15 protein-coding genes are annotated in these 17,246 nt (G+C 70.1%); 10 read left to right on the top strand and 5 right to left on the bottom strand.

Features of this window, described 5'->3' with window-relative positions:
• Window positions 1-218 precede the first annotated feature (218 nt).
• Genes tkt through BM175_RS10085 form a run of 3 tightly spaced genes read left to right on the top strand, consistent with a single transcriptional unit; the run spans window position 219 to window position 4,180 of the window.
• Entirely contained in the window at window positions 219-2,315 is a 2,097-nt protein-coding gene (tkt, locus tag BM175_RS10075; protein ID WP_090962657.1) for a transketolase, read from the top strand.
• A gap of 49 nt (window positions 2,316-2,364) precedes the next feature.
• Window positions 2,365-3,342 carry a phosphogluconate dehydrogenase (NAD(+)-dependent, decarboxylating) gene (gene gnd / locus BM175_RS10080; protein WP_090962659.1) on the top strand — a complete coding sequence of 326 codons (978 nt, stop codon included), beginning with the start codon at window positions 2,365-2,367 and terminating at the stop codon, window positions 3,340-3,342.
• A gap of 1 nt (window position 3,343) precedes the next feature.
• Window positions 3,344-4,180 (top strand): Cof-type HAD-IIB family hydrolase, encoded by an 837-nt coding sequence (locus BM175_RS10085; RefSeq protein WP_090962662.1) that lies wholly within the window; start codon window positions 3,344-3,346, stop codon window positions 4,178-4,180.
• On the opposite strand, the gene BM175_RS10090 is transcribed toward BM175_RS10085, so the two are convergent.
• Window positions 4,177-5,073, bottom strand: a complete 897-nt coding sequence (locus BM175_RS10090; RefSeq protein ID WP_090962663.1) for a LysR family transcriptional regulator — start codon at window positions 5,071-5,073, stop codon at window positions 4,177-4,179. The two genes, BM175_RS10085 and BM175_RS10090, sit on opposite strands and share 4 nt — an antisense overlap.
• Window positions 5,074-5,212: 139 nt before the next feature.
• Between BM175_RS10090 and BM175_RS10095 the strand changes: the two genes are divergently transcribed.
• The 7 genes from BM175_RS10095 to BM175_RS10125 are packed head-to-tail and all read left to right on the top strand — an operon-like array spanning window position 5,213 to window position 13,292.
• Window positions 5,213-6,049, top strand: coding sequence for an ABC transporter ATP-binding protein (locus BM175_RS10095; protein ID WP_090962665.1), 837 nt, complete (start codon window positions 5,213-5,215; stop codon window positions 6,047-6,049).
• Window positions 6,039-8,006: an AMP-dependent synthetase/ligase gene (locus tag BM175_RS10100; protein WP_090962667.1), complete on the top strand. Its 1,968-nt coding sequence runs from the start codon at window positions 6,039-6,041 to the stop codon at window positions 8,004-8,006. Before BM175_RS10095 ends, BM175_RS10100 begins: the two co-directional genes overlap by 11 nt.
• On the top strand, window positions 8,003-8,881 hold the full coding sequence (locus tag BM175_RS10105) for a branched-chain amino acid ABC transporter permease (RefSeq protein ID WP_090962669.1): 879 nt from the start codon (window positions 8,003-8,005) through the stop codon (window positions 8,879-8,881). The genes BM175_RS10100 and BM175_RS10105 overlap by 4 nt, the downstream gene beginning before the upstream one ends.
• A 3-nt stretch (window positions 8,882-8,884) precedes the next feature.
• Complete coding sequence (locus BM175_RS10110) at window positions 8,885-9,958, top strand: branched-chain amino acid ABC transporter permease (RefSeq protein ID WP_090962670.1); 1,074 nt, start codon at window positions 8,885-8,887, stop codon at window positions 9,956-9,958.
• Window positions 9,959-9,995: 37 nt separating this feature from the next.
• Window positions 9,996-11,240, top strand: coding sequence for an ABC transporter substrate-binding protein (locus BM175_RS10115; RefSeq protein WP_090962672.1), 1,245 nt, complete (start codon window positions 9,996-9,998; stop codon window positions 11,238-11,240).
• Between the two features lie 4 nt (window positions 11,241-11,244).
• Entirely contained in the window at window positions 11,245-12,036 is a 792-nt protein-coding gene (locus BM175_RS10120; protein ID WP_090962674.1) for an ABC transporter ATP-binding protein, read from the top strand.
• A 23-nt stretch (window positions 12,037-12,059) separates the two neighbouring features.
• Window positions 12,060-13,292 carry a phenylacetate--CoA ligase family protein gene (locus BM175_RS10125; protein ID WP_090962676.1) on the top strand — a complete coding sequence of 411 codons (1,233 nt, stop codon included), beginning with the start codon at window positions 12,060-12,062 and terminating at the stop codon, window positions 13,290-13,292.
• Window positions 13,293-13,300: 8 nt separating this feature from the next.
• On the opposite strand, the gene BM175_RS10130 is transcribed toward BM175_RS10125, so the two are convergent.
• The 4 genes from BM175_RS10130 to BM175_RS10145 are packed head-to-tail and all read right to left on the bottom strand — an operon-like array spanning window position 13,301 to window position 17,245.
• Window positions 13,301-14,092, bottom strand: a complete 792-nt coding sequence (locus BM175_RS10130; RefSeq protein ID WP_090962677.1) for a thioesterase family protein — start codon at window positions 14,090-14,092, stop codon at window positions 13,301-13,303.
• Window positions 14,089-14,940, bottom strand: coding sequence for an HpcH/HpaI aldolase/citrate lyase family protein (locus tag BM175_RS10135; protein ID WP_090962678.1), 852 nt, complete (start codon window positions 14,938-14,940; stop codon window positions 14,089-14,091). Before BM175_RS10135 ends, BM175_RS10130 begins: the two co-directional genes overlap by 4 nt.
• Entirely contained in the window at window positions 14,937-15,392 is a 456-nt protein-coding gene (locus BM175_RS10140) for a MaoC family dehydratase (protein ID WP_090962680.1), read from the bottom strand. Before BM175_RS10140 ends, BM175_RS10135 begins: the two co-directional genes overlap by 4 nt.
• Window positions 15,392-17,245, bottom strand: coding sequence for an acetyl/propionyl/methylcrotonyl-CoA carboxylase subunit alpha (locus BM175_RS10145; RefSeq protein WP_090962682.1), 1,854 nt, complete (start codon window positions 17,243-17,245; stop codon window positions 15,392-15,394). The genes BM175_RS10140 and BM175_RS10145 overlap by 1 nt, the downstream gene beginning before the upstream one ends.
• Between the last annotated feature and the right edge of the window lies 1 nt (window position 17,246).

The following is a 17,246-nucleotide window of genomic DNA, read 5'->3' on the forward strand; positions in this document are numbered from 1 at the left end:
CATGAACATCTAAGTCATGTTTTCCATACGCATCGGGTCCCGATCGCACAAGCCCCTGTGCGAGGCCGTCTTCTCGCTTCGGGGCGACGGCGCGTCGCGCGCCCCCATCGACACCGGCGCCGCGCGCTCCACCATAAGGCCGGAGATGAGCGGGACGCCGCGTCGCTCGGGGTCGAACCCTCGCGACGCGCCCGGCCTCGAACCACAAGGAACGCCCCATGAGCGCGAACCCCACAGCCGCCAACGCCGGATCCAGCGAGAGCGGCTCGCCCGAGCAGCTGGCGATCGACACGATCCGCACCCTGTCGATGGACGCCGTCCTGAAGGCGCATTCCGGCCATGTCGGCGCGCCGCTGGGCCTTGCGCCGGTCGCCTACACGCTGTGGACCGAGTTCATGCGCTACGATCCCGGCCAGCCGGACTGGCCGAACCGGGACCGCTTCGTGCTATCGGTCGGCCACGGCTCGATGCTGCTTTACTCGGTGCTGCATCTCGCGGGCGTCGAGGAGATCGACGCGCACGGCAAGAAGACCGGCAAGCCGGCCGTCTCGCTCGACGACGTCAAGGCGTTCCGCCAGCTCTCGTCGAAGACGCCGGGCCACCCGGAATATCGGATGACCACAGGCGTCGAGACGACGACCGGCCCGCTCGGTCAGGGCTGCGGCAACTCGGTCGGCATGGCGATCGCCGAACGCTGGCTCGCCGCGCGCTACAACAAGCCGGAGGCCAAGGTCTTCGATCACGACGTGATCGTGCTCTGCGGCGACGGCGACATGATGGAGGGCGTGTCCTCCGAGGCCGCCTCGCTCGCCGGCCACCTGAAGCTCTCGAACCTTCTCTGGATCTACGACAACAACAAGGTCTCGATCGAGGGCTTCACCAGCCTCGCCTTCTCCGAAGACGTCGCGAAGCGCTTCCGCGGCTACGGCTGGAAGACCCTGCACGTGTCCGACGCCAACGACCGGTCGGCGATCCGCCGCGCCATGGAGGAGTTCCGCGCGACCGACGACCGGCCGACGCTCGTCGTCGTCGACAGCGTGATCGGCTACGGCCTCGCGAAGCAGCAGGGCACGGCCGCCGCCCATGGCGAGGCCTTCGACGCCGAGGATGTGAAGGGCGCCAAGCGCTCCTACGGCTGGCCGGAGGACAAGGACTTCTACGTGCCGGACGGCGTCGCCGCCGATTTCCGCGGTCGCGTCGAGACGCGCGGCAAGGCCGCGCGCGAGGCCTGGGAGGCCGACTTCGCCCGCTACCGACAGGCCCATCCCGAGCTTGCCGCCGAGATCGACGCCATGCGCGAAGGCCGGCTGCCGGACGGCTGGGATGCCTCCATCCCGAGCTTCGAGCCGGACGCCAAAGGCATCGCCTCGCGCGATGCGTCCGGCAAGGTGCTGAACGCGATCGCCGAACGCGTACCCTTCCTCGTCGGCGGCTCGGCGGACCTTGCGCCGTCCAACAAGTCCAAGCTCGGCTTCGAGGGAGCGGGTAGCTTCTCGGCGGACGACTATGCCGGGCGGAACCTCCATTTCGGCATCCGCGAACACGGCATGGGCGCCGTCGTCAACGGCATGGCGCTCTCCTACGTGCGCCCCTACGGCGCGACGTTCCTCGTCTTCTCCGACTACATGCGCGCGCCCGTGCGCCTGTCGGCGATCATGGAGATCCCCGCGGTCTGGGTCTTCACGCACGATTCGATCGGCGTCGGCGAGGATGGGCCGACCCACCAGCCCGTGGAGCACCTCGCCTCGCTTCGCGCGATCCCGGGCCTCAACACGATCCGCCCCTGCGACGCCAACGAGACGGCGGAAGCTTGGCGCGTCGCGATGGAGCAGACCCACGAGCCGACCGCGCTTGTCCTGTCGCGCCAGCCGCTGCCGACGCTCGACCGCTCGAAATTCGCGCCCGCTTCGAACCTTCGCCGCGGCGCCTACATCCTCGCCGAGGCCGAGGGCGGCAAGCCGGACGTGATCCTCCTGGCCACCGGGTCCGAGGTCTCGCTCTGCGTTGCCGCGCGCGAGACGCTCGCGGGGGAGGGCATCAAGGCGCGGGTCGTCTCGATGCCGTCGTGGCACCTCTTCGAGCGACAGGACGAGAGCTACCGCGACGAAGTGCTGCCGCCGGACGTCATGGCCCGTGTCGCGGTGGAGCAGGGCGGGTCGCTCGGCTGGGACCAGTATGCCGGCTCCAAGGGCGCCAAGATCGTCATGAAGACCTTCGGCGCCTCCGCCCCGATCGCCAAGCTCCAGGAGAAGTTCGGCTTCACGGTCGACAACGTCGTCAAGCTCGCGCGCGAACAGGTGGCGGCCGGCCGCTGAGCCGCCCGCTGCCCTCACCAACCGACGCAACGAACATCGCAGGACCCACATGCAGATCGCGATCATCGGCCTCGGCCGCATGGGCGGCAACATCGCCCGCCGCCTCCTGGCGCACGGCCACGAATGCCTCGTCTTCGACCGCAACGCGGAGGCCGTGTCGGGCCTTCAGGGCGAGGGCGCCAAGGGCGCGTCGTCGCTCGCGGACCTTGCCGGCCAGTTTGCTGGGCGCCGCGTCTTCTGGGTCATGCTGCCGGCCGGCGAGCCGACGGAGGCCACGATCCGCGAACTCAGCGATCTCGCCGCGCCCGGCGACGTCGTGATCGACGGCGGCAACTCCTTCTATAAGGACGACATCCGCCGCGCCAAGGAACTGGAGCCGAAGGGCATCCGATACGTCGACGTCGGCACCTCGGGCGGCGTCTGGGGGCTGGAGCGCGGCTACTGCATGATGATCGGCGGACCGGAGGACACGGTGCGCGAACTCGATCCCGTCTTCGACGCGCTGGCGCCGGGATACGGCGACATCGAGCGCACACGCGGCCGGCACGCGGCCGACGACCGGGCCGAGCGCGGCTATATCCATGCCGGGCCTGCGGGCGCGGGCCACTTCGTCAAGATGGTACACAACGGCATCGAGTACGGGCTGATGCAGGCCTATGCGGAAGGCTTCGACATCCTGAAGACCAAGAACTCCGAGCATCTTCCGCCGGACGAGCGCTTCGACCTCAACCTCCCCGACATCGCCGAGGTCTGGCGCCGCGGTTCGGTGATCTCGTCCTGGCTTCTCGACCTCACCGCGATCGCGCTGGCCGGCGACCGAAACCTCGACCACTTCTCCGGCAACGTCGCCGATAGTGGCGAGGGGCGCTGGACGCTGGAGGCGGCGATGGAGGAGGCGGTGCCGGTCAACGTCCTGTCGGCCGCGCTCTACGCGCGCTACCGCTCGCGCCAGATGGCGACCTTCGGCGACAAGATGCTGTCGGCCATGCGCTACGGCTTCGGCGGCCACGTCGAGATCCCGCAATAGCATGGCGGACGCGCTCGATCCGGCCAAGGCGAGGGCGATCCGCCTCGTGATCTGCGACATCGACGGCACGATCGTGCGCGACGACAAGACCCTGTCGGACGCGACGGTCGCGGCCGTCGCGCGGGCGCGCGAGGCCGGCATCGCGGTGACCCTCATCAGCGCGCGGCCCGCGAGCGGGCTCGGGCGCATCGTCGGAGACCTCGGGATCGAGGGCGCGGTCGGTGCCTTCAACGGCGGCACGCTGTTCGAGGCCGGCGGCGACGTGATCGAGGCGCATCGCCTCGCGCCGGGCGACGCCAGGCGTGCGGTCGAGGCGCTGGACGGGGCCGGGGTGCCCGTCTGGGTGTTCGCGGACGGGCTCTGGCTCGCCCGCAGCGAGGACGCGCTGCACGGCGACCGCGAGCGCAAGGCGGCCCAGCTCGACCCGACGATCGTCCAGGACTTCTCGCCTTGGTTCGATCGCACCGACAAGGTCGTCGGCGTGTCGGACGATCATCCGCTGGTCGAGCGCATGGAACGCGAGATCGGCGATCTTCTCGGCGAGACCGCCAACGTCGTGCGCTCGCAGCTCTATTTCCTCGACGTGACCGCCAAAGTCGCCAACAAGGGCGACGGCGCGGCCTTCCTCGCCAAGGCCCACGGCGTGCCGTTGGAGGAGACCGCGGCGGTCGGCGACATGCCCAACGACATTCCGATGCTCCGGCGCGCCGGCCTCGGCGTCGCGATGGGGCAGGGAAGCGAAGCGGTCCGCCGCGCCGCCGGCTACGTCACCGCCTCCAACGAGGAGGACGGGGTGGCGAAGTTCCTCGACCGGCTCGTGGAGGCGCGGCGGAGCTAGTCCGCCTCGCCGAGGGCGCCGGCCAGAAAGTCGACGATCTGGCCGCCGAGCGGGCCCGGCGCGCGGTCGATCGACCAGGCGGCGCCGAGCGCACGCACAGGATGCAGCCGGTTGTCCGCGCTGCGCAGGCGCTTCACCGCGCCCGATGCCTCCTCGCGCGCGAAGAACGCCTCGTTGGTGAAGCACCAGCCAAAGCCGCCCGTCACCAGCATCCGGATGTGTTCGAGGTCGTTGGAGGTCCAGACGTCCGGGCCGAACACGCGGCCCAGGCGCTCCACGTCGACGCCGGGATCGCCGATGAAGTAGATCTGCCGCTCCGACTGGAAGGCCTCGATCGGGATCGGCTGCGCCATCCGCGCGAGCGGATGGGTCGCAGCCGCCACCGGCCACATCGTCACGTTGCGGAACGAGCGGGCCGTCATGTCGGCCGGAACGTTGGCGAGGAAGGTCAGCGCGAAGTCGACATCGCCGCTGCGCAGGGTTTCCCAGAGCGTGTTGAGCGAGCTCGTGAAGAGCTGGACACGGGCGCGCGGGCGCGCCGCGTCGAAGCGCTGGAGCGCGGCGTGAAGATGGTCGAGCGGGAAGAGGACGTCGACCGCGATGCGGATGCGCGTTTCCTCGCCCTTCTCCAGCGCCTTCATGTGGGCCGTCAGGCGGCGCGCGCTTTCCACGAGGAAGCTGGCTTCCGCAAACACCGCCCGGCCGCGGCGCGTGAGCTCGGGCTGGCGCGTGACGCGCTCCAGAAGTGGGAAGCCGCAGTGCCGCTCGATCTGGGCGACCGCATAGGACACCGAGGAGACCGCCCGGTTGAGGCGGCGCGCCGCGCCCGTGAAGCTGCCCTCCTCCACCACCGTCACAAAGGTGCGGAGCTGGTCGATCAGATTGGGGTTCATTCGAAGGATCCGAACGATCTATGCGATCGATTACGTATTCCTGAAAGCGCTTCGCTTTGCTAGCCTCCTTCTGGTTGTGCCGATTGGGAGATCGGACCAACCCGTATCGGCACTGACAGGCTCTGGGAGGAGGCGGGTCATGCAACATCCAACGGCGCTCGTCGCCGCAAGCGCTCGCGCGTCCGACAGCGCGGCAGTCCGGCCGGAAGCGCTGGCCTGCGAGAATGTCAGCCGCTGGTTCGGCGGGCTTCAGGCACTGAAATCCGTGTCGATCCGTGTCGGCCAGGGCGAGATCTTCGGCCTCGTCGGGCCAAACGGCTCCGGCAAGACGACGCTCGTCAACGCCATCACCGGCTTCTATCCGCCGCAGGAAGGCTCGATCCGCCTCCACGGGGACCGGATCGAAGGCACGCGGCCGCACAAGGTCGCCCGGATGGGCGTCGCCCGCACCTTCCAGAACGTCGCCCTTTTCCGCGGCATGAGCGTTCTCGACAACATCCTGATGGGCCGGCACATCTTCATGCGCCCGTCGGCGCTGGCCGCCTTCTTCTATCCCGTCTGGGCCGAGCGCGCCGAGATCGAGAACCGCCGCAAGGTGGAGGACGTGATCGACCTCCTGCAGCTCCAGAGCGTGCGCGACGAGCATGTCGACACCATTCCGCTGGGGCTGCAGAAGCGCGTCGAACTCGCCCGCGCGCTCGCCGCCGAGCCGCGCCTCCTGGTGCTGGACGAGCCGATGGCCGGCATGAACCAGGAGGAGAAGGAATACATGGTCCGCTTCATCCTCGACGCACGCGAGGAACTCGGCCTGACCGTGCTCCTGATCGAGCATCACCTCGATGTGGTGACGGCGATCTGCGACCGGGTCGTCGTCCTCAACAATGGCAAGGCGATCGCCGAGGGGCCGGCGCGCGAGGCGATGAGCGACCCGGCCGTGGTCGCCGCCTATATCGGAGGGGCCGCCCATGCTGCATGACGGGGCGACGATCGAGGCCGGCGCGCGGGCCCTCCATCCGGACTGGCGGGACGGCGACACGCTGATCGCCGCGCTCGACGAGAATGCGCGCACGCACGGGACCACCGTCGCCATCCGCGAGCGCGACCGCGGCATCTGGCAGGAATGGACGTGGGGGCAGTATCGCGACCTCGTCCTCGAGCAGGCCGCCGGCTTCGAGGCGGCGGGCCTCAAGGCCGGCGACATCGTGCTGGTGATCGGCGACAACCGCGCGAACCTCTATGTCGCGATGCTCGCGGTGATCGCGCTGCGCGCCGTGCCCTCGCCCGCCTATTCCGAGGTCGCACCGGAGGAACTTGCCGGCCAGATCCGCCGCGAAGGCATCCGCTTCGCCATCGCCGAGGACCAGGAACAGGTCGACAAGCTCCTGGTCGTCCGCGAAGGCGTGCCGGAGCTTGCCACGATCGCCTACGACGACCCGCGCGGCCTGAAGGGCCGCGAGCCGCCGGGCGTCGTCGCGCTGGAGGCGCTGCTGGCGAAAGGACGCGAGCGGCTGACGCGCGAGCCAGCCCTTCGCGACGATCTCCTGAAGCGCGCCGGCGTCCACGATGTCGCCGTGCTCCTCCATTCGTCCGGCACGACCGGCGCGCCGAAGGGCATTCCGTTGAAGCACGGCCATGTCCTGTCGGGCGTGCGCAACGCGGCCGCGGCCGGCTACTTCCGCGAGGGCGAGGTCCATATGGCCTATCTGCCCATGGCCTGGGTCGGCGACTTCCTGTTCTCGCTCGCCGCCGCCATCACGCTGCGCTTCGTGGTCGCCATTCCCGAGCGGCAGGAGACCGCCCAGCACGACCTGCGCGAGATCGCGCCGACCATCTACTTCTCCTCGCCCCGCGCCTGGTCGAACATGCTGACGCGCGTCCAAGTCGGCATGGAAGAGTCGACGTGGCTGAAGCGCGGCCTCTTCGAGCATTTCGTGCCCTTCGCGGTGGAGCTTGAACGCCGTCGGCTGGAGGGTCGCGAGCCTTCCGCGCTGAAGCGCCTGCGCTGGCAGATCGGCCGGCTCCTCGTCTTCGGGCCGCTTCTCGACCAGCTCGGACTGTCGCGCGTCGAGCGGCCCTATACGGCGGGCGAGGCGATCGGCGAGGACGTGTTCCTGTTCTTCCGCGCGCTCGGCCTCAACCTTCGCCAGTTCTACGGCCAGACCGAGAACTGCGCGCTCGCCGTCGCGCAAGGGGCGGGCGATCTCCAGCTCCACACGGTGGGCCGTCCCTTTCCCGGCATCGAGGTCCGGATCGACGAGACCGGCGAGATCCTGATGCGCGGCGACAACGTCTTCGACGGCTACCACGGCGACGAGGCGGCAAGCGCCAAGGCGCTCGACCGCGGCTGGCTGCGCACTGGCGATGCCGGCCAGGTCGAGCCCGACGGGCAGATCGTGGTGCTCGGCCGCGTGTCCGAGGTCGTTCACACGGCGTCCGGCACCCGCTACATCCCGACCTATATCGAGAACCGGCTGAAGTTCTCGCCCTATATCCGCGACGTGTGCGTCGTCGGGCGCGGGCGGCCGTCGCTCGCCGCGATCGTGTGCATCGACTTCGAGGCGGTCGGCCACTTCGCGCAGGAAAACGCGGTCTCCTACACGTCCTACGCCGACCTGTCGCAGAAGCCCGAAGTCTACGATCTCGTCGAGCGCACGATCGCGACCCTCAACAAGCGCCTGCCCGACGGGCTGGCGATCACCCGCTTCGTCAACCTCCACAAGGAGTTCGATCCCGACGACGGCGAGGTGACGCGCACCCGCAAGCTGAAGCGCGACGTGATCGACGCCCACTACGCCCCGATCGTCGAGGCGCTCTATGCCGGCGCCGGCGAGATCGCCTTCGAGGCGCGCGTCGCCTACGAGACCGGCGCGGAAGGCGTCCTGAAGCGCGATCTTGCCCTCCGAACCGTGGGCGTGGGGAGGGCCGCGGCATGAGCTACTTCGCGGAGCTTTTGGTCAACGGCGCGCTGACCGGCCTGATGTACTCGCTCGTCGCGCTCGGCATCGTCCTCATCTACAAGTCATCGGGCGTGCCGAACCTTGCGCAAGGCGCGGTGGTGCTGATCGGCGCCTACGTGGTCTGGCTGCTGGTGGCCGCCGGCCTGCCGCTTCTCGCCGCCGTGCCGATCGCCTGCGTGGTCATGTTCGGCTTCGGCCTTGCCGTGGAACGCCTGCTCCTCCGGCGCATGGTCGGCCAGCCGATCATCATGGTGGTGATGCTCACCCTCGGCCTCGAGATCTTCCTGCGCGGCCTCGGGCCGGGGCTTCTCGGCGCCGCGCCGAAATCCCTCGATCTCGGCATCGACCTCTCGCCGATCATCGTCGGCGACGTCTTCATCAACCGCGACTATCTCTACGGCGGCGTGATCGCGCTTCTCCTGATCGGCGCCTCGCTCCTCTTCTTCCGCACGCGCCTCGGCACCAAGCTGCGCGCGGTCTCGGACGACCACGTCTCGTCCTGGGCGGTCGGCATCTCGGTGGAGCGGGCGATCGGCATCTCCTGGGGGCTCGCCGCGGTCGCCGCGGTCGCGGCCGGCACGCTCTGGGGCTCGGTGCAGGGCGTCGACTGGACGCTCTCGGCGCTGCTCTTCCCGGCGGTCGCGGTCGTCATCCTCGGCGGGGTGGATTCCATCGTCGGCGTCCTCGTCGGCGGGCTTCTCGTCGGCATCCTCGGCTCGGTCGTGCCGGGCTATCTCGACAGTCTCGTCGGCGGCGGCACGCGCGACGTCGTGACCTCGCTGATCATCCTCTTCACCATCATGGTCCGGCCCTACGGCATCTTCGGCCGCGAGGACATCGAAAGGATCTGACCGATGTTCTACCGTCTCGCCGGCGTCCACCACACGTCCTACCGCTCCGACGCCCGGCTCTGGCGCGTGCCGGCCGACCGCTATGCCCTCGCCCTCGTCCTGGCGCTCGGCGTCGCCGCGCCCCTCCTCGTGTCGCCGCTCTATCTCGGCTCCTACCTCCTGCCCTGGCTGGTCTGGAGCGCGGCGACCCTGTCGCTGACGCTTCTGATGGGCCTTGCCGGCCAGCTCCATTTCGGCTTCGCGGCCGTCATGGCGATCGGCGCCTACACCTCGATCCACCTGACGCGCGCCGGCCTGCCGTTCGAGCTCGCGCTGATCGGTGCCGGGCTCGTCTCGGCGGTGGTTGGCTGCGTCTTCGGCGCGGCGGCGCTCCGGGTGAAGGGGCTCTACCTCGTGATGGCGACGCTCGCCATGCAGTATCTCGTGGACTGGGTGATCATCAACGTGCCGGCGATCTCCGGCGGCGCGCAGGCGACGCTCCAGACCCCGCGCGTCTCGCTTCTCTTCCTGCCGCTCGACGGGCCGTGGGCGCGCTACTGGGCGGCGCTCGCCTGGGCGGTGGTGGCCGCGCTCTTCCTCCTCAACGTCAAGCGCACGGCCTTCGGGCGCGCGCTCATTGCCATCCGCGAGAAGGACTTCGCGGCGGCCGTGATCGGCGTTGATCCGTTCCGCACCAAGCTCGTCGCCTTCTTCACCTCGTCCTTCATGGGCGGCGTGTCGGGCGCGGTGCTCGCCTTCTGCTACTACCGGGCGGTCACGCCCGAGCAGTTCACCTTCAACGTCTCGATCCAGCTCGTCGCCATGGTGCTGGTCGGCGGCCTCGGCTCGGTGATCGGCGCGTTCCTCGGCGCGGGCTTCGTGCTTCTCGCCCCGATCGTCCTCACCAATCTCGTGATCGCCCTGTCGTCGGCCGGCTGGCTGTCGGTCTCGACCAATCTTCTCTCGCACATCCCGATGATGGCCTACGGCGCGCTGATCGTCGCCTTCCTGCTCCTGGAGCCGCTCGGGATGGCTAAGATTTACGACAACATCCGCAACACCTTCCTCGTCTGGCCCTTCCGCCACGCGAGGCGCTGACCGCCGAAAACCCAAGAAACAACCGGAGGAGACCCACATGAAACGCAGTCTCGCATCGATCCTGGGAGGGCTCGCCCTCGCGGCCGGTCTCTCCGGCGCGGCGCTCGCGCAGGAGACGATCAAGTTCGCGATGCCCCAGGATTTCACGGCGGTCTACACGTTCGTGACCGGCGAATACAATCAGGGCCAGCGCGACTATCTCAGCCTCGTCAACGCCGAGGGCGGCATCGACGGCCGCAAGTTCGAGGCGCTGGTTTCCGACACCGGCAACCAGCCGCAGCGCGGTATCGAGGCCTACAACCGGGCCCGCGACCAGGGCGCGATCCTCTTCGACTTCCTGTCGACGCCCGTCTCGCGCGCCCTCGTGCCGCAGGCGCTGCAGGACAAGGTGGTGATGATCACGCCGGTGCACGGGCGCGGCGACGCCTCGGACGGCGAGACCTTCCCCTACATCTTCCCGATGATGGCGACCTACTGGAGCCAGGCGACCGTTCTTGCCGACTGGATCGAGACGAAGGGCGGCGGGCTCGCCGGCAAGAAGATCGCCCTCGTTCACATCGACAGCCCGTTCGGGCGCGAGCCGATCAACGTCCTGAAGGACCTCGCCGCCGAGAAGGGCTTCGAGGTCTCGACCTTCGCCTATGCGAGCCCCGGCAACGAGCAGGGCTCGACCTGGACCGAGGTGCGCCGCTACCGACCCGACTACGCGCTGATCTGGGGCGCGGGCGGCGGTCAGGCCGTGTCGGTGCGCGAGGCCATCCGCAACGGCATCGCAGCCGACAAGATCCTGTCCGTCGTCTGGCTGACCGAGACCGACGCGCGCACCGTCGGGCCCGACGTCATGAAGGGCGTCAAGCGCTTCGAGGCGGTGGCGCCGGGCCGCGACCATCCGATCATCCAGCGCATCGAGGAGAAGGTCGTCAAACCCGGCCAGGGCGCCGGCGATGCTGGGCTCGTCGGCTCGTCGCTCTACAATCTCGGCGTCGCGACCATGGCGGTCGCGGTGGAAGCCGCGCGCCTTGGTCTTGCCGACGGCGCGGGCGGCGAGCTGACCGGCGAGCGCCTCAAGGCGGGCTTCGAGAAGATCGCCAACTTCAACGCCGAAGGGCTGATGCCGCCGATCACCATCACCGCCAAGGACCACCAGGGCGGTGGCTTCGGCCGCGTGTCGGAATGGAACGGCGAGGCCTGGGTGCCGGTCACCGACTGGGGCGCGCATTACGGCGAGGTCGTCCAGAAGGAGATCGACGCCGGCGCCAAGGGCTTCCGCGAGGGACGCTGACGCCATGAGCCTCCTGTCGTTGTCCAATGTCGAGGTGATCTACGACCGCGTGTTCCTCGCGATCAAGGGCGTGTCGCTCCGGCTGGAGGAGGGCGGCATGGTGGCGCTGCTCGGCGCCAACGGAGCGGGCAAGTCGACGACGCTGAAAGCCATCTCGGGGCTTCTCGGCCCCGAGCGCGGACAGGTGACGCGCGGCGAGATCACCTTCGACGGGCGCGACGTGCGCGCCATGGGCCCGCCCGACCGGGTGGGCGCCGGCATCGTCCATGTGCTTGAGGGGCGGCGCATCTTCGGGCACCTGACGCCGGACGAGAACCTCGTCGCCGCCTTTCCGCTGAAAGGCTCGCGCGGCGAGCTCGATGCCCTGCGCGACCGCGTCTACACCTACTTCCCGCGCCTCAAGGAACGGGCGCGGCACAAGGCGGGATATCTGTCGGGCGGCGAGCAGCAGATGCTGGCGATCGGGCGCGCCATGATGACGAGCCCCCGCCTCATCATGCTGGACGAGCCGAGCCTCGGCCTGTCGCCGCTTCTCGTCTCGGAGATCTTCGCCATGATCGGCGAGATCAACCGCGCGGAGAAGCTGACCGTGCTTCTCGTCGAGCAGAACGCGGCCGCTGCGCTCGCCATCGTCGACCACGCCTATCTCATCGAGAACGGCCATGTCGTGATGGACGGCTCGGCCGAGACGCTGCGCACCAACCCGGACGTGCAGGAGTTCTACCTCGGGGGCGGCGGCAAGGTCGACTACCACAACGTCAAGCACTACCGCCGGCGCAAGCGCTGGCTGGCCTGACGCGGGATCGGAAGGACACTCCCATGACGGTCTATGACAGGACCCTCGCCCGGCGCGAGCCGGCGGCGCGCGCGGCTGCGCAGTTCGCGACCCTGCGCACGCTCCTCGGCCAGGCGCTCGACACGGCGCCCGGCTGGCAGGCGCATCTCGGCGCCCTCGACCCCGCGACCGTCACCTCGCGCGAGGCGCTCGCCCGCCTACCGGTGCTGCGCAAGTCCGACCTGCCGCGTCTCCAGGACGAGCGGCCGCCCTTCGGCGGGCTGGCGCTCAAGGCACCCGGCGCACTCGCGCGTCTCTTCGTCTCGCCGGGGCCGATCCTCGACCCGGAGGGCTTCGGCGCGGACTGGTGGGGCGCGGCGCGCGCGCTCGACGCCCTCGGCCTCGAGCCGGGCGACGTCCTGCACAACAGCTTTTCCTATCACCTGACCCCGGCCGGCGCGATGTTCGAGAGCGGCGCCCATGCGCTCGGCTGCGCCGTGATCCCGGCCGGCACCGCGGGCTCGGAGGCGCAGGTCGACGCCCTCGCGCGATACGGGGCACGGGCCTATGTCGGCACGCCGGACTTCCTGAAGGTCCTCCTCGACAAGGCGACTGAGCTCGGGCGCGACGTGTCCTCGCTCCGGCTGGCGCTCGTCTCCGGCGCGGCGCTGCCGGCGTCCCTGAAGCGCGAGCTGGAGGGGCGCGGGCTCCGGCTCGCCCAAGCCTACGGCACCGCCGATCTCGGCATCATCGCCTTCGAGACGGGCGCGGCCGATGACGGCATGGCGGTCAGCGAAGAGGCGATCGTCGAGATCGTCGCGCCCGGCACGGGCGACCCGGTGCCGGACGGCGAGATCGGCGAGCTCGTCGTCACCCGCCTCAACGCCGACTATCCGCTCTTCCGCTTCGCGACCGGCGACCTCTCGGCGATCCACACCGGCACCCCGGCCGGCGACGACACCGCGCCGCGGATCCGCGGCTGGATGGGCCGCGCCGACCAGACCACCAAGGTGCGCGGCATGTTCGTGCGGCCTGAGCAGGTGGCGACGGTCGGCAAGCGCCACCCCGAGGTCGGGCATCTCCGGCTCGTGGTCACGCGCGAGGGCGAGCGCGACGTGATGACCCTCCACGCGGAAGGGCGGGACGAGGCGGTGGCCGCGGCCCTCGCCGAAACGCTCGCGAGCGTCACCAAGCTGCGCGGCACCGCGCGGGTCGTGGCGCCCGGCTCCCTGCCGCGCGACGGCAAGGTGATCGCCGACGAGCGGCGCTACGACTGAATTAAGCCTCAGCGCGGGCGCACCGTCAGGCTCTGCGACACGGAGCCGAGCGGCCCCTGCGCATCGTGCAGGATCGAGTGGGTGAGGCCGATGCCGACTGAACCGAAGCTCACCGCCGTGTCGAAGCCGAGCCATTCGCCGACGGGCTCGCGCAGGAGATGGACCGTCAGGTCGACATTGGGGAAGAGGGCGGTTTCCGGGCCGCAGCGCGGGGTGATCCCGTTCGCGAAGTCGACGAGCCCCAACGTGCGCGCCGTTGGGCCGACAACCTCGCCGCCGATCAGCGCGACGTCGGTGTTGAGCCACCCCCGGGCGCGACCCTGGCCCAACTGCTCTCGCCGCCCGTCCAGCGTGCGCACGCAGGCCCCCGCCCAGACGCCGTCGAACGTGTGTTCGCTCAACGTCTCGCGCGCAGGGATCGGGTCGAGCGCCGTACCGGCGATCGCGCTGGTGTCGTAGGCCTTCAGCGCCCAGGCCCGCGCGAGGACGCAAGCGCGCCCGTCGTAGAGGAGCTTGGCTTCCACGAGCTCGATCGTCCGGCCCGGCCGGATGACCGCGGTCTCGATGCTGACGACGCCGATCGGGATGACGCCGAGGATGTCGTAGGACAGGCGCGACAGGACCAGCGGATCGTCGCCGCGGCGCGCACGCATGTCCGCCTCGATCGCGTGGCCGATCAGCCCGAGCGCCGGTGCGATGTGCTGCTCGGCCGGGTTCCAGGCGCCCTCGGTAAGGTGGGTCGCGCGAAAGGCGTGGTCGCCCTCGCGCCGGAAGAAGCAGGCGGGCTCGTCGGGCGTCATGCGGTGTCCCCAGCGCGGTCGAGAAGCTTGCGGGCTTGGGCGAGGTGCGGCGCGTCGACCATCCGCCCGTCCACCTGGAGCGCCCCGGCGTCGGGCGCGGCGGCGAAGGCCTCGACGATGCGCCGGGCGGCGGCGACGGCATCCGCGCTCGGGGTGAAGGCGGCGTTGATCACCGGGACCTGGGCCGGATGGATCGCCATCATGCCGGTGAACCCGTCGCGCGCGGCCCGCCGCGCAAAGGCGTCAAGCCCGGCCTCGTCCTTGAAGGCCGGATAGACCGTCTCGATCGCCGCGGTGCCGGCCGCATGAGCGGCAAACAGCGTCAGCGAGCGCGCGATCTCGTAAGGGGGCGTGAAGCGGCCGTCGGCCTCGCGGGACGTGCTGGCCCCGATCGCCGCCGGCAGATCCTCCGCGCCCCAGGTGAGCCCCGCGAGGCGATCCCGCACCTCGCCGTAGCTGCCGAGGCCGAAGATCGCGGCGGGCGTTTCGGTGGCGATCGGCAGGATCGGCGCAACGATGCGGTGCTCGGCCAAGCGCTCGGCGCAGGCGAGGACGCTTCGCCCCCCTTCCGCCTTCGGCAGCACCACGGCATCGGGGGCGAGGCTTGCCAGCGCCGCGATGTCGGCGTCGAAGAGCGGCGTGCCCAGCGGATTGACGCGCACGAAAAGGCGCGGCCGCCCGCGCGGGGACCGCAGGCGTTCGGCCACCGCCCGGCGCGCGGCGTCCTTGGCGCTTTGGGCCACGGCGTCCTCGAGGTCGAGGATCAGCGCATCGGCGCCGCTCGCTTCGGCCTTGGCGAAGCGCTCCGGCCGGTCGCCCGGCACGAAGAGGAGCGAGCGCAGGCTCATGGCGCGGCCTTCCGCTTCACCAGCGCGGTGCGCAGGCATTCGCAGACGATCTCGTTCCGCTGGTTCAGCATGCGGTGCGCGAAGGTGACGATGCCGGCTTCGGGGCGCGATCGGCTCTCTTTCAGTGCATGGACCTCGGTCTCGGCCCGCAGCGTATCTCCGATGAAGACGGGTCTGGGCATCGCCAGCTTGTCGTAGCCAAGATTGGCAACGAGCGTGCCCAGCGTCGTGTCTCCGACGGACAGGCCGACCATCAGCGCGAACGTATAGGTCCCGTTGACGAGGATCTGCCCGAACTCGCTCGCGCGCGCGGCCTCCGCGTCGAGATGCAGCGGCTGCGGGTTGTGGGTCATCACCGTGAACAGGAGATTGTCGGTTTCCGTCACCGTGCGGCGGATCTCGTGGGCGATCCGGTCGCCGACGGTCCAGTCGTCGAATGGGCGTCCGGCCATCAGTCCTCCGAGCGTTCGATGCGGGCGAGCAGCGTGCCCTCCGGCACCTGCGCGCCCCGCTCCGCCTTCAACAGGGCGACAGTGCCGGCAAACGGCGCCAGCAGCGCCTGCTCCATCTTCATCGCTTCCAATACGAGAAGCGGCTCGCCCCTGGCGACCGCCTGCCCCTCGCTCACATGCACCGCGATCACGGCGCCCGGCATCGGCGACAGGATCGCGCCGTCTCCCTCGCTTGCCGTGCCGCCGGCCTCGGCGCGGGGCGGGCCGAAGGCGAAGGCGTTGCCCCCGGAAAAGGCGACGCCCTCCACCACCGTCACGCCGGGGTGGCGGCGGGGAACGACGCGGTGGGCCGTTCCCCCGACCATCACGTCGACTTCCCTGTCGGGCGCGGCGTTGAGACGGAAGCCCCGGAGTGCGCTCCAGGGATCGCCGCCCGCTTCCGGCAGGAGGCCGGAGGCGGCCGCCTCGACCACCGCGTCCGGCGGCTCGGCAGGCGGGACGAGATCCGCGGCGTGGCGCTCGATGAAGCCGGTGTCGATCCGGCCCGCCACGAAGTCGGGATGGGCGGCCGCGCGCTTGAGGAAGCCGGCATTGGTCTTCAACGGCCAGACCTGCGTGCCCCCCGCCGCCTCCGACAGGCGCCTCGCCGCCAGCTCGCGCGTCGCGCCGTGGACGACGAGCTTGGCGATCATCGGGTCGTAGAATGGCGTGATCGTGCCGCCTTCAACGACCCCGCTGTCGACCCGCACGCCGTCGGGGAAGCGCAGGCGCTCGACCGGCCCGATCGAGGGCAGGAAGCCGGTCGCAGGGTTCTCGGCGTAGAGGCGCGCCTCCATCGCCCAGCCCTCGATCCGCAGCGCGCCTTGGGCGAGCGGGAGCGGCTCGCCGCTCGCCACGCGCAATTGCCATTCCACGAGGTCCTGGCCCGTGATCGCCTCCGTCACGGGATGCTCGACCTGGAGCCGCGTGTTCATCTCCATGAACCAGATCCGGTCGGCATGGAGGCCTTCCGATCCGTCGGCGATGAACTCGATCGTGCCGGCGCCGACATAGTCGACGGCTTTCGCGGCGCGCACCGCGGCATCGCAGACGGTGCGGCGCGTCGCCTCGTCCATGCCGGGGGCGGGGGCCTCCTCGATCACCTTCTGGTGGCGGCGCTGGAGCGAGCAGTCGCGCTCGAAGAGATGGACGACGTTGCCATGCGTGTCGCCGAAGACCTGCACCTCGATATGGCGCGGGGCCGTGATGTAGCGTTCCAGAAGCACGCGATCGTCGCCGAACGAGGCCGCTGCCTCGCGCCGGCAGCTTTCCAGGAGGCCGGGAAAATCCGCCAGAGCGTCGACGCGGCGCATGCCCTTGCCGCCGCCGCCCGCGACCGCCTTGATGAGGAGCGGCGTGCCGATCGTCTCGGCCTCGCGCGTCAGGCGCTCGAGGCTCTGGTCGGCGCCGAGATAGCCCGGCGTCACCGGCACGCCGGCCTCGATCATCCGCGCCTTGGCGGCGTCCTTCAGGCCCATGGCGCGGATCGCGGCGGCAGGCGCGCCGACCCACACGAGCCCGGCCGCGACCACGGCCTCCGCGAATTCGGCGTTCTCGGACAGGAAGCCGTAGCCGGGATGAATGGCCTCGGCGCCCGTCGCCCGAGCGGCCTCGAGGATGCGGTCCTGCCGGAGATAGCTGTCGCTGGCGGCGGCCGTGCCGATCAGGACGGCCTCGTCGGCTTCGCCCACGAAGGGCATGCCGGCGTCGACGTCGGAATGGACCGCGATGGTCCGGATCTTGAGACGCCTTGCGGTGCGGATGATGCGGCGGGCGATCTCGCCGCGATTGGCGATGAGGAGACTTTCGATCATC

Source organism: Aureimonas phyllosphaerae (genome assembly GCF_900113065.1).
Lineage (GTDB): Bacteria > Pseudomonadota > Alphaproteobacteria > Rhizobiales > Rhizobiaceae > Aureimonas > Aureimonas phyllosphaerae.